Genomic DNA, 23,515 nt, shown 5'->3' on the forward strand with positions numbered 1-23,515 from the left:
GTCGAGCCGTTGTCGTAGGCCTGCGGGGCCGCGAACTGGCCCGTGTCGGAGGGGTTGTTCCGCGGGGCGTTCGGCGCGGACGGACCGAAGATGTCCGAGCGCTGGAACGAGCCCGTGTTCTGCCCGGCGCCCACGCCGGGAGCGGGGAACTGGCCGGTGTTCTGGTTGCCGTTCGCACCCGCGGGCGGGGCGTCGAAGTTCGGGCGGGGGAACGACGAGGTGTCCGCCGGGCCGCTCGGCCCCTGCCGGTCGTCGAACGCGGGAACCACGGGTATCTGGGCCGTGGAGCCCGGACCCCGGTGGTCCTCGATGCGCGGCATGCGGGACGTGTGCGCCTGCTCGGCCTCGTCATGACCGCGCGGCGCGTCCGGCCCCGTCGCGGCTTCGTTGCCCCAACTCGGCGTCCGCTGCTGCGGGTTGCTGCCGGGCAGCTCGGCACGCGGACCACCGCGCGGGGGAAGCTGCGGCTGCCCGCCCTGCTCGGCACCGGCCGCGCGCCGCGGGGCCGCGCCACCGGGCGCGTTCCCGCCGAAGGCGTCCTGCCGGTTGTTGCCGAAGGCGTCCTGGCGGCCACCGCCGAAGGCGTCCTGGCGGCCTCCGTCGGCGTAGCCCGGACGGCCGTCCGCGGACCGGCCGTCATCGAAGCCCTGTGGGGCGCCCGTGGCCTGAAGACCCTGCGGCGTACGGCCGCCGAAGCCCCCGCCCGCCCCCGCCGGAGCGGGACGGCCCTGCTGGGGCTGCGTCGGACCCTGCGGTCCGCGGGGCGCGCCGGGGCCACCCGGTGCACCGGGCCCGCCCTGTCGGCCGCCCGTGCCGGGCAGCGCGGCCCGGGGGCCCTGACCGGCGCCGAGCTGACCGCTCGGAGCGGCTCCGGCACCGAGCCGGCCGGCCCCGCCGGCGCCCAGCGCACCGCCGCCCGCCTGACCGTTCTGGCGTCGTGCCGCGGCCGCGCCGGCGGCGGCAGCGGCGGCAGCCGGTCCGCCCGCGCCCGGGCCACCGGGCTTGCCGGAGCCCGGCTTCTTGCCGCCCTGGGCGACGTCCACCGGCAGCATGACGAGGGCGGTCGTACCGCCGGAGTCCGACGGACGCAGCTGGATGCGGATGCCGTGCCGCTGGGACAGCCGGCCGACCACGAACAGACCCATGCGGCGGGAGACGGAGACGTCCACGGTGGGCGGCGAGGCGAGCCGCTCGTTGATCGCGGCCAGGTCCTCGGGGGAGAGGCCGATACCGGTGTCGTGGATCTCGATGAGCACTCGGCCGTCGGGCAGCGCGTGACCGGTGACCTTGACCTTCGTCTGCGGCGAGGAGAACGAGGTCGCGTTCTCCAGCAGCTCGGCCAGCAGGTGCACGAGGTCGTTGACGACGCGGCCGGCGACCTCGGTGGTCGGCACGGCGGCCAGCTCGATGCGCTCGTACTGCTCCACCTCGGACGCGGCGGCGCGGAGCACGTCGACCAGCGGGACCGGGCGCGTCCAGCGCCGGCCGGGTTCCTCACCCGCGAGGACGAGGAGGTTCTCACCGTTACGGCGCATACGCGTGGCGAGGTGGTCGAGCTTGAACAGCGAGGACAGCTGGTCCGGGTCGGCCTCGCGGGACTCCAGTTCGGAGATCAGCGACAGCTGGCGCTGGATCAGACCCTGGGACCGGCGCGAGAGGTTGGTGAACATCGCGTTGACGTTGCCCCGCAGCAGGGCCTGCTCGGCGGCCAGACGGACCGCCTCGCGGTGCACCTCGTCGAAGGCCGAGGCCACCTGGCCGATCTCGTCCCGGGAGTGCACACCGACCGACTCCACGGACGTGTCCACGTCCTGCGGGTCGGACTCCGACAGCTGCTTGACCAGCTCGGGCAGGCGTTCCTGGGCGACCTTGGTGGCGGTCTCCTGGAGCCGGCGCAGCGAACGGATCATGGAGCGGGCCACGACGAAGGCGCCGACCAGCGACACACCGAGGACCAGGAGGATCAGCGCACCGGAGATGATGGCGTCCTGCTCGGTGGTGCTGCGCAGCTCGCGGGCCTTCTGGTCCATGTTCTCGAGCAGCGTGTGCTCGATGTTCTTCATCTGCTGGATCTTGGTCGAGCTGTCGTCGACCCAGTCGCGGTAGGAGCGCTTGTCCTGCTGCTGCAGACCGTTGTCGCTGTCCAGGGCGCGCTTGGCGTAGGTGTCCGCGGCCTTGATCGTCGGGTTGCCCTCTTCGATGGGCCGAAGGAGGTCGTCGACACCGCTGCCGTAGATGTTGCGGAAGCTGTTGAGCTCCGAGGTCTGGCCCTCCAGCGCCGACTCCGCGTACAGGCGGTCGTTCCTGGAGAGGTGCCCCTGGGTGGTGTTGTTCGCCGGCAGCGCGGCCGCGATGACGGCACGCTGGACGGAGGCGTACTCCTTGGCCGAGGAGAACGCGGCGAGCGCGCGGGTGCGCTGGATCATCTCCGGGTTGCTGGTCGCCTCGGCCATGTCCTGCGACAGGCCGAGCAGCTCGGTGATGAGCCGGTGGTAGGCCTCGACGGTGCGGGCCGAGTTGCCCTCGTCCTCGTAAGCGGTCTTGCGGATCTTGCCGAGGCCGTTGAGCTCGCTGGCGAGGCCGACGAGGGTGTCGCGGACGCCCTGGAGGTTGCCGTCCTTGCTGGCGGCGTCGATCTCCTCGGAGGCGTCGAGGAAGTTGGTCTTGGCCCGGTCGGTCTTGTCCCGGAAGCCCTTGACGGCGATCGCGGTCGCGCTGGACGGGTGGGACAGCGGGCCGGCCGACTGGTCGCGCTCGTCCTGGAGCGCCATCGCCAGCTCGGTGGCCTGCTGGGTCATGTCGGTCAGCAGCTTCATGTTGTCCAGCTGCTGGATGTCGTCCATGTTCTCGCTGATGCGCAGCGCACCCAGCGAGGTGGCCGCGACCACGGGCAGCGCCAGCAGCGAGACCAGGCGGGTGGAGATGCGCCAGTTGCGCATCGCGATCCGCGAGCCGGTGCTGACGTGGCCCGTACTGCCGGCCGCCCTCACCGTCGGCGCGGAACTCGCCGACGCCGCCGGGCGGGCCGCGGCGGCACGCCCCGGATGTTCGCCGCCGTCACCGGACGGGGCCGGGCCCGGGTTCTGGGCGTGCTGGGGCGAGGAGCTGCCCTTCATGGGGCCAGTTCCGTCGTGCGACTCCGGCTCCGCCGAAGCGCTGCCATCCCTCTTGAAACGTCCCTGCACTAGCGTCGCAACCTCTGGACCAGGCGCCCTTCCGCTCACGCGGAAGGGCGGTGTCGGCGTTGTGGGGAACGCCCTGAAAACATTCCCCGGGTGGTCGTGAGTGACCGGCGCTGGTTCCCCCTTCTCGCCGCCACTCGGCGCTGCGTTGCGCCCCCTGCGCGCCGGCTCGATCCCGCGGCGGTCCGTGGCATTCCAGCACAGTGCAGGATCTCCAACAAGGCATGTGGGTCAGGCTGTGACCTCCGTGACACCGCGTGAGTGACGCGTTACGCGAAGTGGAATGTGAGCTCCTGCATTCCGGACATATCCCTACGAGCCGACGAGCAGCCTCAGGTGTCCCAGTCGCCATGATCGGGAGCGGAATGATGGTTTCAGAGGCTCAATGTCCGTTTCGTCAAGTTGAGACGGAGCCAGAAATTGTCCGGATTGTGGACGAGGCAGTGACCAAACTCACACGGGAATCACGGGGTCTTCACGTCTGCGGCGGGAATTGCATGTTTAGCCTGACGCTTTACAGAGATGGCAAAACCGACAACGCGCCCACGCGGCGGGCTCGTACCGCCCTCCAGGCGCCCGCAGACGACAAGGTCTCTTACAGCCGTGAAGACGACGATGATGTTCCGCAACATAGCCAACCCCCGGCGCACGACCCTGGCGCACCTCGAGGACGCCGAGGCCCTGCGCACGCCGGACCTGCCGGAGCATTCCGTCTCCCTGCCCACCCAGACCGCCAACCCCCGGCGCACCGTGCTCATGGAGGTCCCGGTCACGGCCTCCGTCACGGAGTAGTACGCGCGCCGCGCGCGGCTTGCTCACCGCCGACGGCCGGGCCGCACGGAGAGCTGCGGGAAAGACCAGGGGCGCCTCACCACGCGGGGCGCCCCTGACGCGTGTCCGGGTCCGCGCCGGGCCGTCCGCGCCCGCACCGGCCGGACCCGCCACGGCAGTGCGCCAGGCGCTGGGGACCCCACGCGGCACCCCCTGCCGCGTTAGCCTGGAGCGTCAGACTCCTCCCAGCTCATCAAGGGGCCAAGCAACCCGTGCGCATCGCCAGGTTCTCCATCGACGGGAACGTCGCCTTCGGCGCGGTCGAGGGCGACCAGCCGGACGAGCTCGTCCTCGACATCATCAAGGGCATCCCGTTCGCGGACTTCGAACTCTCCGGCACCAAGGTGCCGCTGAGCAAGGTACGGCTGCTGCCGCCGGTGCTTCCCAACAAGGTCGTGGCCTTCGGCCGCAACTACGCCGAGCACGCACGCGAACTCGGCAACGAGGTGCCGGACGCCCCGTTCGCCTTCTTCAAGCCGTCCACCTCGGTGATCGGCCCCGGCGACCCCGTCCAGTACCCCTCCTTCTCCCAGGAACTGCACCACGAGGCCGAACTGGCCGTGGTGATCGGCCGCCTGTGCCGCGAGGTCCCGCGCGACCGCGTCCAGGACGTGATCTTCGGTTACACCTGTGCCAACGACATCACCGCCCGCGACGTCCAGCGGCGCGAGAAGCAGTGGGCGCGGGCCAAGGGCTTCGACACCTCCTGCCCACTGGGCCCCTGGGTGGAGACGGACATCGACCTGGCCGCCGCGTCCGACCTGACCATCCAGCTCACCGTCAACGGCGAGCAGCGGCAGCTGGGCCGCACCAGCGAGATGATCCACCCCATCGAGGATCTGATCGTCAACATCACCGAGGCCATGACGCTGCTCCCCGGCGACGTGATCCTCACGGGCACCCCGGCAGGGGTCGGCCCCCTGAACGTCGGCGACGAGGTCGCCGTCACCATCGAAGGCATCGGCACTCTCACCAACAAGGTTGTCAAGCGTGGCTAGCGCACCCGGCACTCCCGTACGCGTCCGTTTCTGCCCCTCGCCCACCGGTAACCCCCACGTGGGTCTGGTCCGCACCGCCCTGTTCAACTGGGCGTTCGCCCGGCACCACCAGGGCACCCTGGTCTTCCGCATCGAGGACACCGACGCGGCGCGCGACTCCGAGGAGTCGTACAACCAGCTGCTCGACGCGATGCGCTGGCTGGGCTTCGACTGGGACGAGGGCCCCGAGGTCGGCGGCCCGCACGCGCCGTACCGCCAGTCGCAGCGCATGGACATCTACAAGGACATCGCCCGGAAGCTGCTCGACGCCGGCCACGCCTACCACTGCTACTGCTCGCAGGAGGAGCTGGACAGCCGCCGCGAGGCCGCCCGCGCCGCGGGCAGGCCGTCCGGCTACGACGGCCACTGCCGCAACCTGAGTGCCGAGCAGGTCGAGGAGTACCGGGCGCAGGGCCGTACGCCCATCGTCCGCTTCCGCATGCCCGACGAGACCATCACCTTCACCGACCTGGTCCGCGGCGAGTTGACCTTCACCCCGGAGAACGTGCCGGACTACGGCATCGTCCGCGCGAACGGCGCCCCTCTCTACACGCTGGTCAACCCGGTCGACGACGCGCTGATGGAGATCACCCACGTCCTGCGCGGCGAGGACCTGCTCTCCTCCACACCGCGGCAGATCGCCCTGTACAAGGCGCTCATCGAGCTGGGCGTCGCGCGGCGGATCCCGGAGTTCGGCCACCTGCCGTACGTGATGGGCGAGGGCAACAAGAAGCTGTCCAAGCGCGACCCGCAGTCGTCGCTGAACCTCTACCGCGAGCGCGGCTTCCTGCCCGAGGGCCTGCTCAACTACCTGTCCCTGCTCGGCTGGTCGCTCTCGGCCGACCAGGACATCTTCTCCGTCGAGGAGATGATCGCGGCCTTCGAGATCTCGGACGTGAACCCCAACCCGGCGCGCTTCGACCTGAAGAAGTGCGAGGCGATCAACGCCGACCACATCCGCATGCTGGATGTGAAGGACTTCGCGGAGCGCTGCCGTCCCTGGCTCCAGGCGCCGTTCGCGCCCTGGGCGCCGGAGGACTTCGACGAGGGCAAGTGGCAGGCCGTCGCCCCGCACGCGCAGACCCGGGTGAAGGTGCTGTCGGAGATCACGGACAACGTCGACTTCCTGTTCCTGTCCGAGCCGGTCGAGGACGAGGCGAGCTGGACGAAGGCGATGAAGGAGGGCAGCGACGCTCTGCTGCGGACGGCCCGCGAGAAGCTGGAGTCGGCCGACTGGACCTCCCCCGACTCCTTGAAGGAGGCCGTCCTGGCCGCCGGCGAGGCCCACGGCCTCAAGCTCGGCAAGGCCCAGGCCCCGGTCCGCGTCGCCGTCACCGGCCGCACCGTGGGTCTGCCCCTCTTCGAGTCCCTGGAGGTCCTGGGCAAGGACAAGACCCTGGCCCGCATCGACACCGCCCTGGCGAAGCTCGCCGCGTAGCCGGTCCCGCGAGAGGGGCGGCAACCGGAACTCCGCTTGCCGCCCCTTTCGCGTGGTCGTCGGTCGTCCATGCTCCACGCTCCGCATCGGCTGTTCGCCGGCCCATCGGCGGTACGGTCGGTCCCATGAGCATCCGAGCCGTCCTGTGGGACGTGGACGACACGCTGTTCGACTACACCGCGGCGGACCGGGCCGGGATGCGGGCGCATCTGGTGGCCGAGCGGTTGCTCGACGGGTACGGGTCGGCGGAGGAGGCCCTGGCGCACTGGCGGCGGATCACCGACGCCCAGTGGGCGCGCTTCTCCGCCGGGGAGTCGTCCTTCGAGGGGCAGCGGCGGGACCGGGTGCGGGTCTTCCTCGGGCGGCCGGAGCTGACCGACGCCGACGCCGACGCGTGGTTCGAGCGCTACATGAGGCACTACGAGGCCGCCTGGGCCCTCTTCCCCGACGTACTGCCCGCCCTGGACGCCCTCGCCGGTGACTACCGGCACGCCGTGCTGTCCAACTCCAGCCTGCACGTCCAGGAGCGCAAGCTGCGCGTACTCGGCGTGCGCGACCGCTTCGAGGCGGTGCTGTGCGCCGCGGAGCTGGGGGTGTCGAAGCCCGCGGCCGGGGCGTTCCACGCGGCCTGCCAGGCGCTGTCGCTCGCCCCGCACCAGGTCGCCTACGTGGGCGACCATCCGGAGGTCGACGCGCGGGGCGCGGCCGCGGCCGGTCTGCTGTCCGTCTGGATCGACCGTGACGGAGGGCGCCACGGCGGACCCGATGATTCCGGTGGTCCCGGGGGTGCGGGGGACGCCGTCCCGCGCCGGATCGCCTCCCTCGCCGAACTTCCGGCGGTGCTCGGCGTCGATACCCGTTTTGGAGCCCCGTCCACCTTCGGGTAATGTTCTTCCTGCGCCGCGGGAGCGGGCCGGAAGGCCGCGAACCCGACGGCGCACCAGCTAGAACAAGAACCCCTCCGGGGCTTGCGTTCCAGTGGCCTATGGTGTAATTGGCAGCACGACTGATTCTGGTTCAGTTAGTCTTGGTTCGAGTCCAGGTAGGCCAGCTCGCAGAGCTCATCTGCACCGCGGATCTCATCCGCAAGCCCCCGTTGTGTAGCGGCCTAGCACGCTGCCCTCTCAAGGCAGTAGCGCCGGTTCGAATCCGGTCGGGGGTACAGATCCTTCCCGCGAGGACAGCCGGGTCGCTCCCGTTGTCCCCGATGCAGGATCGCCAGGGCCCCCGTTGTGTAGCGGCCTAGCACGCCGCCCTCTCAAGGCGGTAGCGCCGGTTCGAATCCGGTCGGGGGTACTGAAGGTGATGACCGCAATGGTCTAAACCACCTTGGTCTATGGTGTAATCGGCAGCACGACTGATTCTGGTTCAGTTAGTCTTGGTTCGAGTCCAGGTAGACCAGCTGATCTGCGGAAACGCAAGATCACGCCCCCGTTGTGTAGCGGCCTAGCACGCCGCCCTCTCAAGGCGGTAGCGCCGGTTCGAATCCGGTCGGGGGTACGCAGTCGGAAGGGCCCTCCCGCGGGAGGGTCTTTCGGCATGTCCGGGCAACCGCGCTCGGAGTCCGGGCGCGGCCCCGCCGGCACTCTTCCGGCGCAAGCCCCCCGACTCACTTTTCGCCGAACCGCCGCCACGACTCCTCGGCCTCCGCCAGCCGGCGCAGGCTGAGCAGTACCGGCTCGTACAGCACGGTCAGCGCTACGGCCGCCTCCACCTGCTCGTCCGGCGTCCCGTACCGCTCGACCAGGTCCAGGTCGGTGGTCGCGATCCGCTCCATCGCGCGGGCGTACGGCTCCAGGTCGGCGGTGGCGGACGGATAGCCGAGCCGGGCGAGCGTGGCGATCGCGGTGACCAGCATTCCGTACGCCGGCGCGGTCGGGGTCCCCTCGGACGGCCCGCCGTAGTGCCAGCCGAGCCGGTCCATGAGCTCGGCGGCGGTACGCCGGGCGGAGTCGGTGGCCGGGTCGTCCTCGTCGGGCGCCGGGCCGTGCGGCAGGGCCCATACGGCCGTGCCCAGCCGGCTGTTCCGGTCCAGACCCTCGTCCTGGAGGGCGGCGAGCACGTCACGCGCCGAGTTCACCGGAATCCGGCCCACCTGGATCAGTGCCCGCACCAGGCGCAGCCGCCGCAGATGCCCCTCGTCGTACTCGGCCTGGGTGGCCGTCACCCGGCGGCCGGGGTGCAGCAGTCCCTCGCGCAGGTAGTACTTGATCGTCGCCGTGGAGACCCCGCTGCGTGTGCTCAGCTCCGCCAGTCGCATCCCGGTGTCGTGCCCTTTCCCTCTCGCCCCGCTCGTGCTGCTCGAATGCTCTTGCGCCCGAGCTTGGGTAGTGCCACTATCCAAGCATGGATAGTGTAGCTATCCAATAACCGGTCGAGGCCGCCGACTCGGTTCGGCATGAGGGATGGGGGACGTCATGGGTGCGAAGCTGATCGAAGGACGGATGACTGCCGCGGGCGAGGGTGAGGTGGTGGTCTTCCTGATCGGCATGCGGATCAACCGCTTCGCGGCGCTACGGAGTTGGTGGCCGGTCGCCAGGGCGATGGGGCCGATGATCGCGGAGCTGGCCCGCGACAAGGACGGCGGACTGCTGGGCAGCAAGTTCCTGTTCGGCGGGGTGCGGGAGTTCTACCTGGTCCAGTACTGGGAGTCGAAGGAGAAGCTCCTCGCCTACGCCGCCGCCCCGGACCGCCACCACCGTCCGGCCTGGGCCGCCTTCAACAGGAGGCTGCGGGAGGGGAAGGGGAAGGTCGGCTTCTGGCACGAGACGTACGTCGTGGCGGCGGGTTCCCATGAGTCGATCTACATGAACATGCCCGAGTACGGCCTGGGCAGGGCCACCGGAGTCGTCCCGGTGGGCCACCGTGGGGACCGGGCGGCGGACCGTCTCCGGGCCTTCTGACGAGGGCGGAGGCCGGCCGGTCCGTTCGCCGGTCGGGTCCCTCGGCGGGTCTGCCCGGTCGGGGGCGCGTCGGCGCGCACCGCGATTTTCCGTTCGCCCGGCCGCGAGGCGGCTCACCGGGGGCGGTCGTGTACCGCTCGGCAGGGCCTGCCGCGGCGTTGAGGCCGGCCCTGTCCTGGCGGGTGTGAGTGGTGGGTGCGTCAGCCGGAGCGGCGCAGGGCCTCGGAGAGGCGGCCGGCGGCGTCTATGACCGCCTGGGCGTGCATGCGGCCCGGGTGGCGCGTGAGGCGTTCGATGGGACCGGACACGGACACCGCGGCCACCACCCGGTTCGACGGGCCGCGCACCGGCGCGGAGACGGACGCGACGCCCGGCTCGCGCTCGCCGATCGACTGCGCCCAGCCCCGGCGGCGTACGCCCGACAGGGCCGTCGCCGTGAAGCGGGCGCCCTGGAGGCCGCGGTGCAGCCGCTCCGGCTCCTCCCAGGCCATCAGCACCTGCGCCGAGGAACCCGCCTTCATCGTCAGCGTCGAACCGACCGGGACCGTGTCCCGAAGGCCGGACAGGCGCTCGGCCGCGGCGACGCAGATGCGCATGTCGCCCTGGCGGCGGTAGAGCTGCGCGCTCTCCCCGGTGACGTCCCGGAGATGGGTGAGCACCGGGCCCGCGGTGGCGAGGAGACGATCCTCACCCGCGGCCGCGGCCAGTTCCGCGAGGCGGGGGCCGAGAATGAATCGACCCTGCATGTCGCGCGCCACCATGCGGTGGTGTTCCAGGGCCACGGCCAGCCGGTGGGCCGTGGGTCGTGCCAGTCCCGTCGCCGCGACCAGACCCGCGAGGGTGGCCGGACCGGACTCCAGGGCGCTCAGGACAAGGGCTGCCTTGTCCAGGACGCCGACGCCGCTACTGTTGTCCATGCAACGATACTCGCGTCTCACTCTGTGAAACGCAAGTTCAATTTTCCGTGGAACACGCCACCCTTGATGTCACGAAGGCACAGCGGCCCGCGGATCAACGGGCCTGGTGGCGGTCGCCCGGACGCAGGGGCGCGGGCGACGCCTCCTCAAGATCTCTAGTTGGGTCGGTGGACACGTGCCGGCCGGAGGGAACAGCGATGGGTAGGACACTCGCGGAGAAGGTCTGGGACGACCACGTCGTCCGGCGCGCCGAGGGCGAGCCCGACCTCCTCTTCATCGATCTGCACCTGCTGCACGAGGTGACCAGCCCCCAGGCCTTCGACGGCCTGCGCAAGAGCGGGCGCGGTGTGCGCCGCCTCGACCTGACCATCGCCACCGAGGACCACAACACCCCGACCCTGGACATCGACAAGCCGATCGCGGACCCGGTCTCCCGCGCCCAGCTGGAGACGCTGCGCAAGAACTGCGCCGACTTCGGCGTCCGGCTGCACCCGCTGGGCGACGTGGAGCAGGGCGTGGTCCACGTGGTGGGACCGCAGCTGGGCCTCACTCAGCCCGGCACGACCGTCGTCTGCGGCGACTCGCACACCTCCACGCACGGCGCCTTCGGCGCGCTGGCGTTCGGCATCGGCACCTCCCAGGTCGAGCACGTGCTGGCCACCCAGACACTGCCGATGGCCCGCCCGAAGACCATGGCGATCACCGTCGACGGTGAACTGCCCGAGGGCGTCACGGCCAAGGACCTGATCCTGGCGATCATCGCCAGGATCGGCACCGGCGGCGGCCAGGGCTACATCCTGGAGTACCGCGGCTCCGCCATCGAGAAGCTGTCGATGGAGGCCCGCATGACCATCTGCAACATGTCGATCGAGGCCGGCGCCCGGGCGGGCATGATCGCCCCAGACGAGACCACGTTCGAGTACCTCAAGGGCCGCCCGCACGCCCCCGAGGGCGCCGACTGGGACGCCGCGGTCGCGTACTGGAAGACGCTGAGGTCCGACGACGACGCCGAGTTCGACGCCGAGGTCGTCATCGACGCCGCCGAACTGTCCCCGTTCGTCACCTGGGGCACCAACCCCGGCCAGGGTGCGCCGCTTTCGGCGTCCGTCCCCGACCCGGCTTCGTACGAAGACGCTTCGGAGCGCCTGGCCGCCGAAAAGGCCCTGGAGTACATGGCGTTGGAGGCCGGACAGCCGCTGCGCTCCGTCAAGGTGGACACCGTCTTCGTAGGCTCCTGCACCAACGGGCGCATCGAGGACCTGCGGGCCGCCGCCGCGGTCCTGAAGGACCGCAAAGTCGCCGACGGCGTACGGATGCTGGTCGTCCCCGGCTCCGCGCGCGTCGGCCTGCAGGCCGTCTCCGAGGGCCTGGACGTGGTCTTCAAGGAGGCCGGCGCCGAATGGCGGCACGCCGGCTGCTCGATGTGCCTGGGCATGAACCCCGACCAGCTGGCCCCGGGCGAGCGCTCCGCCTCCACCTCCAACCGCAACTTCGAGGGCCGGCAGGGCAAGGGCGGCCGTACGCACCTGGTGTCGCCGCAGGTCGCGGCCGCCACCGCCGTCCTGGGCCACCTGGCCTCCCCGGCCGACCTGTCCGACGCCGCAACCCGCACGCCCGCTGGAGTCTGATCAATCATGGAAGCCTTCACCACCCACACCGGCCGGGCCGTCCCGCTGCGCCGCTCCAACGTCGACACCGACCAGATCATCCCCGCCCACTGGCTCAAGAAGGTCACCCGCGACGGGTTCGAGGACGGGCTGTTCGAGGCCTGGCGCAAGGACCCCGAGTTCGTGCTCAACCGCGCCGAGCGAGAGGGCGCCACGGTCCTGGTCGCCGGCCCCGACTTCGGCACCGGCTCCTCCCGTGAGCACGCCGTCTGGGCGCTCCAGAACTACGGCTTCAAGGCCGTGATCTCCTCCCGCTTCGCCGACATCTTCCGCGGCAACTCGCTGAAGAACGGCCTGCTCACGGTGGTCCTGGAGCAGAAGATCGTGGACGCGCTGTGGGAGCTCACGGAGCGGGACCCGCAGGCCGAGATCACCGTCGACCTCGTCGAGCGCGAGGTACGCGCCGAGGGGATCACCGCCTCCTTCGAGCTGGACGAGAACTCCCGCTGGCGGCTGCTGAACGGCCTGGACGACATCTCGATCACCCTGCGCAACGAGGAGGACATCGCCGCCTACGAGGCGAAGCGCCCGTCCTTCAAGCCGCGCACGCTGCCGGTCTGATCAACGGCTGGTTTCGGCCACCGCGAAACGCCCCTGTACCCCCGATCGCCACGATCGGGGGTACAGCCGTTTTTCCGGTCCGCCCCCCCGGCGCGCCGCCGTGCGGCAGAGCAACTTCCCACGTTAGGACGGTTTTTGCCGGGGTACGCGACAGCCGGGGCCCCGGCCGCGGGGCGCGCCCGGAAGGCCGCCCGAGGCGACGAGTTGTGCCCTGCGCAGGCGACAACTCGCCCCAGATGGCACAATCTGTGCATGGACAACGACGGCCAACTCGAGCTCTATACGGCGGTCGCGGGCCAACTCAAGGAAGCGCACGCAAGAGTGCGCGCACTGCAAGTCCCGGAGGGCGTACGGATGGCGCTGACCCGGAAGCTGCTGGTCATTACGGCCGCGGCCAAGCACGATCTTGCCGCTGCGACAAGGCGACTGGAGCGGTTCACGGCGGACCTCGACGAGGGTCGAATCCCCGACGAGGAAGCCTGATCAACTTCGAGGCCGACCGAGTCCGCTGCGGCACAAGGGTGATTAGCCCGTTTCGTGTTTGATTTGCGGTATATATCTGCCTAACGTGCGAAAAGCTTGAACACTTTCGTTCTGGCAAGGTCTCCGAAGGGGAAGACGTGAACAAGGCGCAGCTCGTAGAAGCGATTGCCGACAAGATGGGCGGCCGGCAGCAGGCCGCCGACGCCGTCGACGCGGTGCTGGACGCCATCGTCCGCGCGGTCGTGGCGGGAGACCGGGTCTCGGTCACCGGCTTCGGGTCCTTCGAGAAGGTGGACCGTCCGGCGCGCTATGCCCGCAACCCGCAGACGGGTGAGCGGGTGCGGGTCAAGAAGACCTCCGTTCCCCGCTTCCGGGCCGGCCAGGGCTTCAAGGACCTGGTGAGCGGCTCGAAGAAGCTCCCGAAGCACGACATCGCGGTGAAGAAGGCGCCCAAGGGCAGCCTGACCGGGCCGACCGCCACCATCGCCAAGGCGGCCGGCAAGAAGGCCGCCGCGAAGAAGGCGACGGGTGCGGCCAAGAAGGCCGCCGCGAAGAAGGCGACGGCGAAGAAGGCCCCGGCGAAGAAGACGACCGCGGCGGCCAAGAAGACCACGGCGGCCAAGAAGACCACGGCCGCGGCGAAGAAGACCACGGCCAAGAAGGCCCCGGCGAAGAAGGCGACGGCGAAGAAGGCCCCGGCCAAGAAGTCGACCGCTCGCAAGACCACCGCCAAGAAGAGCACCGCCCGCACCAAGTAGGCGCGAGCAGGTATCCACGCGCCGGGCCGGACTCCCGAGGGAGCCCGGCCCGCGGCGTTTTCGGGTCTCAGAAGGTCTGGAGCGTCACCAGCGTGATCCGCAGGGCGGTCCCCTCGCCCTCCGTCTCGATCCGCACCCGCTGCCCCGGACGCAGCAGCCGCAGACCGCCCGCGTCGAACGCCGCCGCGTCGAAGGGCACCGGGGTGCCGTCGTCCAGAAGCACCTGCCCGCTGCGGCTGTCGGGGTCATACGTGTATGCGGTCGCCTGCATGACGGCCAGCGTAATGCCCGGCAACCACTGGCTGCGGCAGTCGTCCCCGTCGTCCGCGACCGGTGCCTGACGCCTCGGAGGCGCCCGCTCGCGCGATGGCGCCCCCCACCGGCGCCCGGTGGGACGCGGGGTTCGGTGCCCGGGGGCACCCCGCACGCCGTTCAGGCGGTGGGGGAGCGTCGCGAGGCGGAGGGGGCGTCACGGCGGGCCACGGAAACCGACGACGACACGGCGAGGCGCTGCACCAGGCACCCGCGAGCCCGCCGGGGACCGCGGGACAGCCCTCAGGACCCGGGAATCAGCAGCCCCGCCGACACAGCCGCCGTGTGCGGACCCACCCCGAGGGCCAGTGCCGCCCGCAGATCCGCGCCGGTGTCCACGTCCTGGCGTACGGAACCGACCCCGTCGAGCCTCAGTTCCACGGCGCCGGAGGCCCGGTGACGGGCGCGGGAATTCGTCCCGAAACGTGGCCGCAATTCATGCCCCGGGCCCGCCCCGAGAAAGGTTGTTCCGACCCCCGCCGCGTCCGCGAGAAATGCGCGTGGGAATTCTCCGGCCGCGTTCAGAACGCGGTCCAATTCCAGGGGCCGGAGCGCGGGAAGATCGGCGTTCAGTGCCGCGACGGGACTTTCGGGACGCGATGCCCGTACGGCCGCCGCCCCGTGTGCGAGGGCGGCGTTCAGACCGGCGCCCGGCGCGTCCGGGACGATCCGCGCGCCCAGTGCGGCCAGCTCCCGCCCGGCCACGGCGTCGTTCGTGACGACCGCCACATCCGCGACCGCCGGGCAGGCCAGCGCCGCGGCCACGGTGTCCTGCGCGAAGGCGAGGGCGAGGCCCGGGCGGACCCCGTCGTGAGCGGCGTCCGACAGCCTGCTTTTGGCCTGTGTCAAAGGCTTCAGGGGGATGACCAAGGTCCACGGCACGGGCGTTCGCCCCTCTCTCGTCCCCGACATTCTCCCCGGCCCGGCCGGCGCCCGCGGACCCGGCCCGGGACGCCGAACCCCCTGGAAGAGCGGGTGCGGGTGACGGTCGGGCGTACGGTGTTCTCGACAGACCGGCGGCATGGGGCGACACTTGTGCGGCCCCCGGCCCCGGGGGCAGTCCTGGAGGAAGGTGTTCGCGTGCCCCGCCGCAGAATCGGCTTCTGGTACCGCTTCGCAGCGGTGATCTGCAAACCACCACTGCTGGTTCTGATCAAGCGGGACTGGCGTGGAATCGAGAACATGCCGGCCGACGGCGGATTCATCACCGTGGTGAACCACAATTCCCACATCGACCCCTTCGCCTACGCCCACTTCCAGTACAACACCGGGCGGGTGCCCCGCTTCCTGGCGAAGAGCGGGCTTTTCAGGAAGGGACTCGTGGGCGCCGCGATGCGCGGCACCGGCCAGATCCCCGTCTACCGCGAGAGCACGGACGCGCTGAGCGCCTTCCGTGCCGCCATCGACGCCGTGGAGCGCGGCGAGTGCGTCGCCTTCTACCCCGAGGGCACCCTCACCCGCGACCCGAACGGCTGGCCGATGACCGGCAAGACGGGCGCGGCGCGGGTCGCCCTGCAGACCAAGTGCCCGGTGATTCCGGTCGCCCAGTGGGGCGCCAACGAACTCCTGCCGCCGTACGCCAAGAAGCCGAACCTGTGGCCGCGCAAGACCCACCACGTGCTCGCCGGCCCGCCCGTGGACCTGTCGCGCTTCTACGACAAGGAGATGACCCCGGAACTGCTCAAGGAGGTCACCGAGGTCCTCATGGCGGCCGTCACGCGCCAGCTGGAGCAGATCCGCGGCGAGAAGGCGCCCGCCGTGCCCTACGACCCGCGCCGGGAGCGGATCGAGCAGCGCCGCAGGACCCAGGAGCAGAGCCAAACGCAGACCCGGTCCCGGACGCAGGGCATGACCGCGACGGCCGGCCGGCCCGGGCCGGTGGACGGCGAGGCGGCACCGGGAGCGGCGCGGGAAGCCGTCCAGGATGAGGGGCAGGGCACGTGAGCGAGCCGGTCAATCCGGTCAAGCCGGTCAAGGCGGCCGTCTTCGGCACCGGATCGTGGGGCACCGCCTTCGGGACGGTCCTCGCCGACGCCGGCTGCGACGTCACCCTGTGGGCCCGCCGCGCCGAACTCGCCGAGGCGGTCAACTCCACCCGGACCAACCCGGACTACCTGCCCGGCATGGAACTCCCGGAGAACCTGCGGGCCACCGCGGACGCCGCCGAGGCCGCCCGCGACGCCGACTTCACCGTGCTCGCCGTGCCCTCGCAGACCCTGCGGGGCAACCTGGCCCAGTGGCGGCCGCTGCTCGCGCCGGACACGGTGCTGGTCTCGCTGATGAAGGGCGTCGAACTGGGTTCGGCGATGCGCATGAGCGAGGTGATCGAGGACGTCGCCAAGGTCCACGCCGACCGCATCGCCGTCGTCACCGGCCCCAACCTGGCCCGCGAGATCGCCGCCCGCATGCCGGCCGCCGCCGTGGTGGCGTGCACCGACGAGGCGGTCGCCCAGCGGCTCCAGGCCGCCTGCCACACCCCGTACTTCCGCCCGTACACCAACACCGACGTCGTCGGCTGCGAACTGGGCGGGGCCGTCAAGAACGTGATCGGGCTGGCCGTCGGCATCGCGGACGGCATGGGCCTCGGCGACAACGCCAAGGGCTCGCTCATCACCCGCGGACTGGCCGAGACCACCCGGCTGGGGACGGCCCTGGGCGCCGACCCGCTGACCTTCTCCGGACTCGCCGGCCTCGGCGACCTGGTGGCCACCTGCTCCTCGCCGCTGTCGCGCAACCACACCTTCGGCACCAACCTCGGCAAGGGCATGACCCTCCAGGAGACCATCGCGGTCACCAAACAGACCGCCGAGGGCGTCAAGTCGTGCCAGTCCGTGCTGGATCTGGCCCGGCGGCACGGCGTCGACATGCCCATCACCGAGACGGTCGTCGGCATCGTGCACGAGGGCAAGCCCCCGGTGGTCGCCCTCAAGGAGCTGATGTCGCGCAGCGCGAAGCCCGAGCGACGCTGAGCGACCCGGGGCCGCCAACGCTGCCCCGGGGCACTACCAACGGGTACTCTCATCGCGATATGAGCACCGAGAACCTCCCCCAGAGCCCTGAGCAGCCGTCCCGCAAGCCGCGCGTGGCCGTCGTGTTCGGCGGGCGCAGCTCCGAACACGGGATCTCCGTGGTCACCGCCGGCGCGGTGCTGCGCGCGATCGACCGCGCCAAGTACGAGGTCCTGCCGATCGGCATCACGACGGACGGCCGCTGGGCCCTGACCACGGACGAGCCGGAGCGCATGGCGATCACCGACCGCCGTACGCCCAGCGTCGACGAACTCGCCGAGTCCCATGAGGGCGGCGTGGTGCTCCCCGTCGACCCGGCCAACCGCGAAGTGGTCTACAGCGAGCCCGGTTCGGTGCCCAAGGCGCTCGGCGAGGTCGACGTGGTCTTCCCGGTGCTGCACGGCCCCTACGGTGAGGACGGCACCCTCCAGGGCCTGCTGGAGCTGTCCGGAGTGCCCTACGTGGGCTCGGGCGTGCTCGCCTCGGCCGTGGGCCAGGACAAGGAGTACATGAAGCGGGTGTTCACCTCCTTCGGGCTCAAGGTCGGCCCGTACGTGGTGATCCGGCCGCGCGAGTGGGCGGCCGACGCCTCCGCCGCCCGAAAGAAGGTCATCGACTTCGCCGGCGAGCACGGCTGGCCGCTGTTCGTGAAGCCCGCGCGCGCGGGCTCCTCCATCGGCATCACCAAGGTAGAGGACCTCTCGGGTCTGGACGAGGCGATCGAGGAGGCCCGGCGGCACGACCCGAAGGTGCTCGTGGAGGCCGCCGTGCGTGGCCGGGAGATCGAGTGCGGGGTGCTGGAGTTCGAGGACGGCCCGCGCGCCTCCGTACCGGCCGAGATCCCGCCGCCCGAGGCGCACGCGTACTACGACTTCGAGGCGAAGTACATCGACTCCACGCCCGGCATCGTGCCCGCCCCGCTGACCGAGGAGGAGACCGTCGAGGTGCGCCGGCTGGCGGTGGACGCCTTCGAGGCGGCCTCCTGCGAGGGCCTGGTCCGCGCGGACTTCTTCCTCACCGAGGACGGCGAGTTCGTGATCAACGAGATCAACACCATGCCCGGCTTCACGCCCATCTCGATGTACCCGCAGATGTGGCAGGCCACCGGCGTCTCCTACCCGGAGCTGGTGGACCGTCTGATCCGGGCGGCGCTGCGCCGCCCGACCGGACTTCGGTGAGCGCCGTAGGCCTTCTCGTACGCGTCAGTCGGCGATCCCTTCGGGGATCGCCTTCTTGACGGCGGGCGCCAGGCCGACCAGCGGGGCGACCCCGTTTCCGGTGCGACTGTGCGGAATGGTGACCTCCACATAGGCCCTGCGCAGCGTGGTCGTGAAGCGGAAGGATCCGTCGCCCTGCTTCTCCAGCAGCCAGCCGACTCCGTTCACCTCGGCGCCGTCGGCCTCCGGGTCGTTCATCCGGGCGGGTCGCGCGACACCGCAGCGCAGTATGATCGCCGGGCTTCCCCAGCCCGCGGTCAGCGCGGAGGCGGGCCGTGGATCCTCGCGGCTCAGTCCGTCCACCTTCCGCGGCAGCTCCTTGTCCAGGTTCCGGCACAGCTTGGTGACCGCCGTGTCCGGGCTGGGAACCGCCGCGGTGGCGCTGTCGTCTGCTGAGGAGCAGCCCGCGGCGGTGATCAGCACGGCGAGGGCGGGCAGGCCGAGAAGCCGGTGACGGAAGGAGTTCACCGGCCCAAGGGTAGACGGGGGCTACAGATGGACGACCGGGCAGGTCAGTGTGCGCGTGATGCCCTCCACCTGCTGGACCTTGGCGACCACCATGCGCCCGAGGTCGTCCACGGTGTCGGACTGGGCGCGCACGATGACGTCGTACGGTCCGGTCACGTCCTCGGCCTGGATCACACCAGGCAGTTTGCTGATCGTCTCGGCGACGGTCGACGCCTTGCCGACCTCCGTCTGGATCAGGATGTACGCCTGTACCACGGAACCTCCAGGGCGGCCACGAGGATCATGTGGGGAAAAGGAACGCCACCGTATCGCGTCGCCGTACGCCGCGGGGAGACCCACGGGGCACGTGGCCCGCGCGCCGGGGTGCAGGTAGGACAGAAGTTGACGGTCATCTCGACCGTAACGAGGACCGCGTGAACGCGCGACCGGGAACGGACAGGGACAGAAGGGGCGAAAGGGCTATGAAGGGCACTGTTGGTGAGCTCGGGGAGTTCGGGCTCATCAGGGAGCTCACCTCCCGTCTCACCACCACCCCGGCGGTCCGGGTCGGCCCCGGCGACGACGCCGCCGTGGTCGCCGCCCCGGACCGCCGGGTCGTGGCGAGCACCGACATACTCGTGGAGGGGCGGCACTTCCGCCGGGACTGGTCCACGGCGTACGACGTGGGCCGCAAGGCGGCCGCCCAGAACCTCGCGGACATCGCCGCCATGGGCGCCGTGCCGACCGCGCTGCTGCTCGGCCTGGTCGTCCCCGTCGAACTCCCGGTCACCTGGCCGACCGAGCTGATGGACGGGCTGCGCGACGAGTGCCAGGTCGCGGGCGCCTCCGTGGTCGGCGGCGACGTGGTCCGCGGCGACACGATCATGGTGTCGATCACCGCCCTCGGCGATCTGCGCAACCACGAGCCGGTGACCCGCGCGGGCGCCCAGCCCGGCGACCTCGTCGCCGTCACCGGCTGGCTGGGCTGGTCCGCGGCCGGGTACGCGGTGCTCTCCCGCGGCTTCCGCTCCCCGCGCGCCTTCGTCGAGGCGCACCGCCGGCCCGAGCCGCCGTACCACGCGGGTCCCGCCGCCGCCGGGCTCGGCGCGACCGCCATGTGCGACGTCAGCGACGGTCTGATCGCCGACCTCGGGCACATCGCGGAGGCCAGCAAGGTGCGCATCGACATCCGCTCCGGCGCCATCGACATCCCCTCTCAGATGAACGACATCGGGCAGGCCGTCGGTGTCGACCCGCTGCAGTGGGTGCTGACCGGCGGGGAGGACCACGCCATCGTGGCGACGTTCCCGCCGGACGTGAAGCTGCCGGCCCGCTGGAAGGTGATCGGCGAAGTGCTCAACCCCTCGGCTCTGCCCCAGGTCACGGTCGACGGCGCGCCGTGGACCCGGAAGGGCGGCTGGGACCACTTCGGGGACATCGAGGCATGAACACCGCGCCCCCTCGTGTCCTCACCGTCGCCGGCTCCGACTCCGGCGGCGGCGCCGGCGTCCAGGCCGACCTGAAGACGATGCTGGCTCTCGGCACGCACGGCATGAGCGTGATCACCGCCGTGACCGCGCAGAACTCCCTCGGGGTCCAGGGCGCCTGGGAACTGCCCGCGGAGGCGGTCCGGGTCCAGTACCGCAGCGTCGTCGACGACATCGGCGTCCAGGCCGTCAAGACCGGGATGCTGGCCTCGGCGGAACTGGTCGAGACGGTGGCCGAGTTGCTCGCCGGGACCGGCGTGCCCACGGTCGTCGACCCGGTCGGCGTCTCCAAGCACGGCGATCCGCTGCTGGCCGCCTCCGCCCTGGAGTCCGTACGGACCAAGCTGCTGCCGGCGGCGACCGTCGCCACGCCCAACCTGGACGAGGTCGCCCAGCTGACCGGCGTGCGCGTCACGTCCGAGGAGCAGCTGCGCGAGGCCGCGACGGCCGTTCTGGAGTACGGGCCGGCCTGGGTGCTGATCAAGGGCGGGCACCTGGCCGGGGACGCCGTGGACCTGCTCACGGACGGCACCGAGGAGCACTGGCTGCGCGCCCCGAGGCACGACAACCGGCACACGCACGGCACGGGCTGCACCCTCGCCTCCGCGATCGCCGCGCAGCTCGCCAAGGGCCGGCCCGTGCCGGAGGCGGTCAGAGCGGCCAAGGAGTACGTCACCGGCGCGATCGCGGCGGGGTTCGCCCTCGGCGCCGGCATCGGCCCCGTGGACCACGCCTGGACCTTCCGGGGCCCCGCGCGGCCGGGTAGCCGGGCGGTTCGATCGGGGTGGCCACCCGCTCCCTGAGGCCGGGCCGATCCCCGTGCACGGCAAAAAGCCGGCCCACCGAGGTGGACCGGCTTAGTGCAGCGAACCAGCAGTGGCCGCGCGCTTAGCTGTTGCTGTGCGTCAGCGCGAGACCTTGCCGGCCTTGATGCACGAGGTGCAGGCGTTCACGCGCTTCGGCGTCCCGCCGACCACGGTACGCACACGCTGGATGTTCGGGTTCCAGCGGCGGGACGTACGGCGGTGCGAGTGCGAGATGTTGTTGCCGAAGCCCGGCCCCTTGCCGCAGACGTCGCAGTTGGCAGCCACGGGTCACTCCAAAGACTTCAGATGCACTTACGGTTGATCCCGGCATGCCGGGATCCGGATCTCAGGCTCAAGGAGCACTCCGACATCCGAGTGGCGTTGCCAGGGGGAGAGCCCGATCAGGATCGGGCAACCGGAGCAGCATACAACGTCTGCTCCCGTGGCACGAAACTACCATGGCGGACCCGGGCCCCGCCCCGGCCCTCTTCCGGCGCGCACCACCTCTGGGTCTACGCTGCCGTCCAGACCAGCAGCTCAGGGAGGCGCAGGTGGCGCAGGTGCCGCAGACGTTCGACGCGCCGGCGGTGCGCACCTGGTGCGGTCTGGCGCTGCGGGCGCTGGGGCGGGCACGCGAGGAGATCGACGCGATCAACGTCTTTCCCGTGGCCGACGGCGACACCGGCACCAATCTGTACCTGACCGTGGAGTCCGCGGTCACGGCGGTGGAGGCCGTGTTCACGGCCCACGAGGCCGGCGCTCCCGGCGTCGAGGTCCTGCCGCTCCCCGGCCCCTCCCTCGCGGGGCCGTCCCTGGCCGAGGCCGCGCGGGCGATGGCGCACGGGGCGCTGATCGGCGCGCGCGGCAACTCCGGCACGATCCTGGCCCAGCTGCTGCGCGGCATGGCCCAGGTGCTCGCCGCCGACGACGAGAGCGCCCACAGCGACGGCCGCGGTCTGCGGCTCGCCCTGCGGCACGCCGCCGACTCGGCCCGGCAGGCGGTGGCGCATCCGGTCGAGGGCACGGTCCTGTCGGTCGCCTCCGCCGCCGCCGACGCGGCCACCGGGGCGGAGGGCGACTGCGGCACGGTCGCGCGCGCCGCCTACGAGGGCGCGTGCCGGGCACTGGCCGCCACCCCCGGCCAGCTGGCCGCCCTGGAGCGCGCCGGAGTGGTCGACGCCGGTGGACGGGGACTGGTCGCCGTGCTCGCGGCCCTGGTCGAGACGTTCACGGGCGAGACACCGGCGACGGAGAGCACACCACCGGGCGGGGCGGCACAGGCGGCCGGGGCCGACCTGCCGGGCGAGGACCAGCCCACCGTGCCGCACGCGCGCGTGCATGCCGCCGAGCCGGGCGCCTGCGAGCCTGCCGAGCCGGGCGCGTGCGTCCCGTCCACCGCTCCCGCGCCGTCCGCGGGCGGTCCCGCCTTCGAGGTGATCTACCTGCTGGAGGCCGACGACGCGGCCGTCGACCGGCTGCGGCAGCGGCTGGACGGGCTCGGGGACTGCCTGGTCGTCGTCGGCGGCGACGGACTGTGGAACGTGCACGTCCACGTCGACGACGCCGGTGCCGCCGTGGAGGCCGGTGTGGAGGCCGGGCGCCCGTACCGCATCCGGATCACCCACTTCGGCGCGGGCGACGCGCACACCACCCGCGCCGAGCGGCCGCCCCGGGAGCGCGCTCAGCGCGCCGTGGTGGCCGTCGTCCCCGGCGACGGCCTGGCCGGGCTGTACACCGAGGCCGGGGCGACCACGGTGCCGGCCCGCCCGGGGGAGCTGCCGGCGAGCGGCGAACTCGTGGAGGCCGTACGACGGGCCCACGCGCGCGAGGTGGTCCTGCTGCCCAACGACGCCGAGCTGCACGACACCGCCGCCGCGGCGGCCGAACAGGCCCGCGGGGAGGGTGTCCGCGTGGCCCTGATCCCGACCCGCTCGGCGGTCCAGGGCATCGCCGCCCTCGCGGTGCACGAACCGGAGCGCCGTTTCGACGAGGACGTGGTCGCCATGACGTCGGCGGCGGGCGCCGCCCGCCACGCCGAGGTCACCGTCGCCGAACGCCAGTCGTGGACCACGGCGGGCATCTGCCAGGCCGGTGACGTCCTCGGCCTCATCGAGGGCGACGTGGCCGTGATCGGCTCGGACGTCACGGCCACCGCCAAGACCGTCCTGGACCGTATGCTCTCGGCCGGCGGCGAACTGGTCACCCTCGTCCTCGGCGACGACGCCCCGGACACCGTCTCCGACCACCTTCAGATCCACGTCCGTGAGTCCCACCTCGCCGTGGACACGGTGGTCTATCGGGGCGGCCGGCAGGGCGCCCTGCTCCTGATCGGCGTGGAGTAGCGGCGCCGCCGCAGGCGCGGCGGCGGACCCCGGGGCGCGTCCGGCCTGTGGTGGCGCGGCGGCCTCCGGCCTCCGCCCGCGCGTGAACGGCCAGTTCACCGGCCGTCCAGGCGCGCCCC

The 23,515-nt window shown here is 71.6% G+C and carries 23 protein-coding genes and 5 tRNA genes; 20 read left to right on the plus strand and 8 right to left on the minus strand.

The genetic code is table 11. From position 1 onward, the window contains the following. The coding region (locus ACWDUZ_RS26745; protein ID WP_451634355.1) for a nitrate- and nitrite sensing domain-containing protein at positions 1 to 3,185 on the minus strand (3,185 nt) is incomplete at its 3' end. Positions 3,186 to 3,785: 600 nt separating this feature from the next. Between ACWDUZ_RS26745 and ACWDUZ_RS26750 the strand changes: the two genes are divergently transcribed. The 9 genes from ACWDUZ_RS26750 (at position 3,786) to ACWDUZ_RS26790 (ending at position 7,988) form a co-directional block, all read left to right on the plus strand. Then, positions 3,786 to 3,974, plus strand: a complete 189-nt coding sequence (locus tag ACWDUZ_RS26750; RefSeq protein ID WP_451634356.1) for a hypothetical protein — start codon at positions 3,786 to 3,788, stop codon at positions 3,972 to 3,974. Positions 3,975 to 4,225: 251 nt separating this feature from the next. Beyond that, entirely contained in the window at positions 4,226 to 5,011 is a 786-nt protein-coding gene (locus tag ACWDUZ_RS26755) for a fumarylacetoacetate hydrolase family protein (protein WP_451634357.1), read from the plus strand. Beyond that, entirely contained in the window at positions 5,004 to 6,488 is a 1,485-nt protein-coding gene (gltX, locus tag ACWDUZ_RS26760; RefSeq protein ID WP_451634358.1) for a glutamate--tRNA ligase, read from the plus strand. The genes ACWDUZ_RS26755 and gltX overlap by 8 nt, the downstream gene beginning before the upstream one ends. Positions 6,489 to 6,613: 125 nt before the next feature. Further along, complete coding sequence (locus ACWDUZ_RS26765) at positions 6,614 to 7,375, plus strand: HAD family hydrolase (protein WP_451634359.1); 762 nt, start codon at positions 6,614 to 6,616, stop codon at positions 7,373 to 7,375. Positions 7,376 to 7,467: 92 nt separating this feature from the next. Beyond that, positions 7,468 to 7,539 (plus strand) — tRNA-Gln (locus tag ACWDUZ_RS26770). A gap of 38 nt (positions 7,540 to 7,577) precedes the next feature. Beyond that, positions 7,578 to 7,650: transfer RNA gene (locus ACWDUZ_RS26775), tRNA-Glu, on the plus strand. A gap of 61 nt (positions 7,651 to 7,711) precedes the next feature. Further along, positions 7,712 to 7,784, plus strand: a tRNA-Glu gene (locus ACWDUZ_RS26780). Positions 7,785 to 7,818: 34 nt separating this feature from the next. Further along, positions 7,819 to 7,890, plus strand: a tRNA-Gln gene (locus ACWDUZ_RS26785). Positions 7,891 to 7,915: 25 nt separating this feature from the next. After that, positions 7,916 to 7,988 (plus strand) — tRNA-Glu (locus ACWDUZ_RS26790). Positions 7,989 to 8,097: 109 nt separating this feature from the next. Here ACWDUZ_RS26790 and ACWDUZ_RS26795 read toward each other — a convergent pair. Beyond that, complete coding sequence (locus ACWDUZ_RS26795; protein WP_451634360.1) at positions 8,098 to 8,748, minus strand: MerR family transcriptional regulator; 651 nt, start codon at positions 8,746 to 8,748, stop codon at positions 8,098 to 8,100. A gap of 157 nt (positions 8,749 to 8,905) precedes the next feature. Here ACWDUZ_RS26795 and ACWDUZ_RS26800 point away from each other — a divergent pair, with 157 nt between their 5' ends. Then, positions 8,906 to 9,391: a DUF4188 domain-containing protein gene (locus tag ACWDUZ_RS26800; protein ID WP_451634361.1), complete on the plus strand. Its 486-nt coding sequence runs from the start codon at positions 8,906 to 8,908 to the stop codon at positions 9,389 to 9,391. A gap of 200 nt (positions 9,392 to 9,591) precedes the next feature. Here the strand turns inward: ACWDUZ_RS26800 and ndgR are convergent, their stop codons facing one another. Further along, positions 9,592 to 10,308 carry an IclR family transcriptional regulator NdgR gene (ndgR, locus tag ACWDUZ_RS26805; RefSeq protein WP_189900496.1) on the minus strand — a complete coding sequence of 239 codons (717 nt, stop codon included), beginning with the start codon at positions 10,306 to 10,308 and terminating at the stop codon, positions 9,592 to 9,594. Positions 10,309 to 10,505: 197 nt separating this feature from the next. Here ndgR and leuC point away from each other — a divergent pair, with 197 nt between their 5' ends. From leuC to ACWDUZ_RS26825, 4 genes are all read left to right on the plus strand, one after another. Further along, the gene (gene leuC / locus ACWDUZ_RS26810; RefSeq protein WP_451634362.1) at positions 10,506 to 11,936 is read left to right on the plus strand and encodes a 3-isopropylmalate dehydratase large subunit; all 1,431 of its coding nucleotides are present in this window, start codon (positions 10,506 to 10,508) and stop codon (positions 11,934 to 11,936) included. Between the two features lie 6 nt (positions 11,937 to 11,942). Further along, complete coding sequence (gene leuD / locus ACWDUZ_RS26815; RefSeq protein ID WP_451634363.1) at positions 11,943 to 12,536, plus strand: 3-isopropylmalate dehydratase small subunit; 594 nt, start codon at positions 11,943 to 11,945, stop codon at positions 12,534 to 12,536. Between the two features lie 252 nt (positions 12,537 to 12,788). Next, positions 12,789 to 13,019, plus strand: a complete 231-nt coding sequence (locus ACWDUZ_RS26820) for an SCO5555 family protein (RefSeq protein ID WP_451634364.1) — start codon at positions 12,789 to 12,791, stop codon at positions 13,017 to 13,019. Positions 13,020 to 13,156: 137 nt separating this feature from the next. Further along, the gene (locus ACWDUZ_RS26825; RefSeq protein WP_451634365.1) at positions 13,157 to 13,777 is read left to right on the plus strand and encodes an HU family DNA-binding protein; all 621 of its coding nucleotides are present in this window, start codon (positions 13,157 to 13,159) and stop codon (positions 13,775 to 13,777) included. 67 nt (positions 13,778 to 13,844) lie between these two features. Here the strand turns inward: ACWDUZ_RS26825 and ACWDUZ_RS26830 are convergent, their stop codons facing one another. Both ACWDUZ_RS26830 and cofC read right to left on the minus strand, forming a co-directional pair. Further along, positions 13,845 to 14,048: a hypothetical protein gene (locus ACWDUZ_RS26830; protein WP_362038804.1), complete on the minus strand. Its 204-nt coding sequence runs from the start codon at positions 14,046 to 14,048 to the stop codon at positions 13,845 to 13,847. A 284-nt stretch (positions 14,049 to 14,332) separates the two neighbouring features. After that, positions 14,333 to 14,971 (minus strand): 2-phospho-L-lactate guanylyltransferase, encoded by a 639-nt coding sequence (gene cofC, locus ACWDUZ_RS26835; RefSeq protein WP_451634366.1) that lies wholly within the window; start codon positions 14,969 to 14,971, stop codon positions 14,333 to 14,335. Between the two features lie 198 nt (positions 14,972 to 15,169). Here cofC and ACWDUZ_RS26840 point away from each other — a divergent pair, with 198 nt between their 5' ends. From ACWDUZ_RS26840 to ACWDUZ_RS26850, 3 genes are read left to right on the plus strand one after another with little or no spacing between them, the layout of a single operon-like run. Continuing rightward, positions 15,170 to 16,033 (plus strand): lysophospholipid acyltransferase family protein, encoded by an 864-nt coding sequence (locus ACWDUZ_RS26840; protein ID WP_451634367.1) that lies wholly within the window; start codon positions 15,170 to 15,172, stop codon positions 16,031 to 16,033. Further along, complete coding sequence (locus ACWDUZ_RS26845) at positions 16,030 to 17,058, plus strand: NAD(P)H-dependent glycerol-3-phosphate dehydrogenase (protein ID WP_451634368.1); 1,029 nt, start codon at positions 16,030 to 16,032, stop codon at positions 17,056 to 17,058. The genes ACWDUZ_RS26840 and ACWDUZ_RS26845 overlap by 4 nt, the downstream gene beginning before the upstream one ends. A 59-nt stretch (positions 17,059 to 17,117) precedes the next feature. Beyond that, entirely contained in the window at positions 17,118 to 18,275 is a 1,158-nt protein-coding gene (locus ACWDUZ_RS26850; RefSeq protein ID WP_451634369.1) for a D-alanine--D-alanine ligase family protein, read from the plus strand. A 24-nt stretch (positions 18,276 to 18,299) separates the two neighbouring features. On the opposite strand, the gene ACWDUZ_RS26855 is transcribed toward ACWDUZ_RS26850, so the two are convergent. Both ACWDUZ_RS26855 and ACWDUZ_RS26860 read right to left on the minus strand, forming a co-directional pair. Next, positions 18,300 to 18,782: a DUF3515 domain-containing protein gene (locus tag ACWDUZ_RS26855; protein ID WP_451634370.1), complete on the minus strand. Its 483-nt coding sequence runs from the start codon at positions 18,780 to 18,782 to the stop codon at positions 18,300 to 18,302. Positions 18,783 to 18,803: 21 nt separating this feature from the next. Further along, on the minus strand, positions 18,804 to 19,037 hold the full coding sequence (locus tag ACWDUZ_RS26860; RefSeq protein ID WP_086731387.1) for an Lrp/AsnC family transcriptional regulator: 234 nt from the start codon (positions 19,035 to 19,037) through the stop codon (positions 18,804 to 18,806). A 206-nt stretch (positions 19,038 to 19,243) separates the two neighbouring features. Here ACWDUZ_RS26860 and ACWDUZ_RS26865 point away from each other — a divergent pair, with 206 nt between their 5' ends. Together ACWDUZ_RS26865 and thiD are read left to right on the plus strand one after the other, a co-directional pair. Beyond that, complete coding sequence (locus ACWDUZ_RS26865; RefSeq protein ID WP_451634371.1) at positions 19,244 to 20,209, plus strand: thiamine-phosphate kinase; 966 nt, start codon at positions 19,244 to 19,246, stop codon at positions 20,207 to 20,209. Next, a complete protein-coding gene (thiD, locus tag ACWDUZ_RS26870) occupies positions 20,206 to 21,051 on the plus strand; it encodes a bifunctional hydroxymethylpyrimidine kinase/phosphomethylpyrimidine kinase (RefSeq protein WP_451634372.1) in 846 nt (281 codons plus the stop codon). The genes ACWDUZ_RS26865 and thiD overlap by 4 nt, the downstream gene beginning before the upstream one ends. Positions 21,052 to 21,153: 102 nt before the next feature. Here the strand turns inward: thiD and rpmB are convergent, their stop codons facing one another. Beyond that, positions 21,154 to 21,339 (minus strand): 50S ribosomal protein L28, encoded by a 186-nt coding sequence (gene rpmB / locus ACWDUZ_RS26875; RefSeq protein ID WP_003993230.1) that lies wholly within the window; start codon positions 21,337 to 21,339, stop codon positions 21,154 to 21,156. 266 nt (positions 21,340 to 21,605) lie between these two features. Here rpmB and ACWDUZ_RS26880 point away from each other — a divergent pair, with 266 nt between their 5' ends. Further along, positions 21,606 to 23,396: a DAK2 domain-containing protein gene (locus tag ACWDUZ_RS26880; protein WP_451634373.1), complete on the plus strand. Its 1,791-nt coding sequence runs from the start codon at positions 21,606 to 21,608 to the stop codon at positions 23,394 to 23,396. The last annotated feature ends 119 nt before the right edge of the window (positions 23,397 to 23,515 follow it).

The sequence above is a fragment of the Streptomyces sp. NPDC003393 genome, assembly GCF_053589015.1.

What these genes read in the sequence shown, in the direction of transcription:
- thiD (WP_451634372.1), top strand. Translation starts at nt 20,206, where the DNA reads ATGAACACCGCGCCCCCTCGTGTCCTCACCGTCGCCGGCTCCGACTCC.
- ACWDUZ_RS26800 (WP_451634361.1), top strand. Translation starts at nt 8,906, where the DNA reads ATGGGTGCGAAGCTGATCGAAGGACGGATGACTGCCGCGGGCGAGGGT.
- ACWDUZ_RS26850 (WP_451634369.1), top strand. Translation starts at nt 17,118, where the DNA reads ATGAGCACCGAGAACCTCCCCCAGAGCCCTGAGCAGCCGTCCCGCAAG.
- leuD (WP_451634363.1), top strand. Translation starts at nt 11,943, where the DNA reads ATGGAAGCCTTCACCACCCACACCGGCCGGGCCGTCCCGCTGCGCCGC.
- ACWDUZ_RS26865 (WP_451634371.1), top strand. Translation starts at nt 19,244, where the DNA reads ATGAAGGGCACTGTTGGTGAGCTCGGGGAGTTCGGGCTCATCAGGGAG.
- ACWDUZ_RS26795 (WP_451634360.1), bottom strand. Translation starts at nt 8,748, where the DNA reads ATGCGACTGGCGGAGCTGAGCACACGCAGCGGGGTCTCCACGGCGACG.
- ndgR (WP_189900496.1), bottom strand. Translation starts at nt 10,308, where the DNA reads ATGGACAACAGTAGCGGCGTCGGCGTCCTGGACAAGGCAGCCCTTGTC.
- ACWDUZ_RS26765 (WP_451634359.1), top strand. Translation starts at nt 6,614, where the DNA reads ATGAGCATCCGAGCCGTCCTGTGGGACGTGGACGACACGCTGTTCGAC.
- ACWDUZ_RS26820 (WP_451634364.1), top strand. Translation starts at nt 12,789, where the DNA reads ATGGACAACGACGGCCAACTCGAGCTCTATACGGCGGTCGCGGGCCAA.
- ACWDUZ_RS26830 (WP_362038804.1), bottom strand. Translation starts at nt 14,048, where the DNA reads ATGCAGGCGACCGCATACACGTATGACCCCGACAGCCGCAGCGGGCAG.
- leuC (WP_451634362.1), top strand. Translation starts at nt 10,506, where the DNA reads ATGGGTAGGACACTCGCGGAGAAGGTCTGGGACGACCACGTCGTCCGG.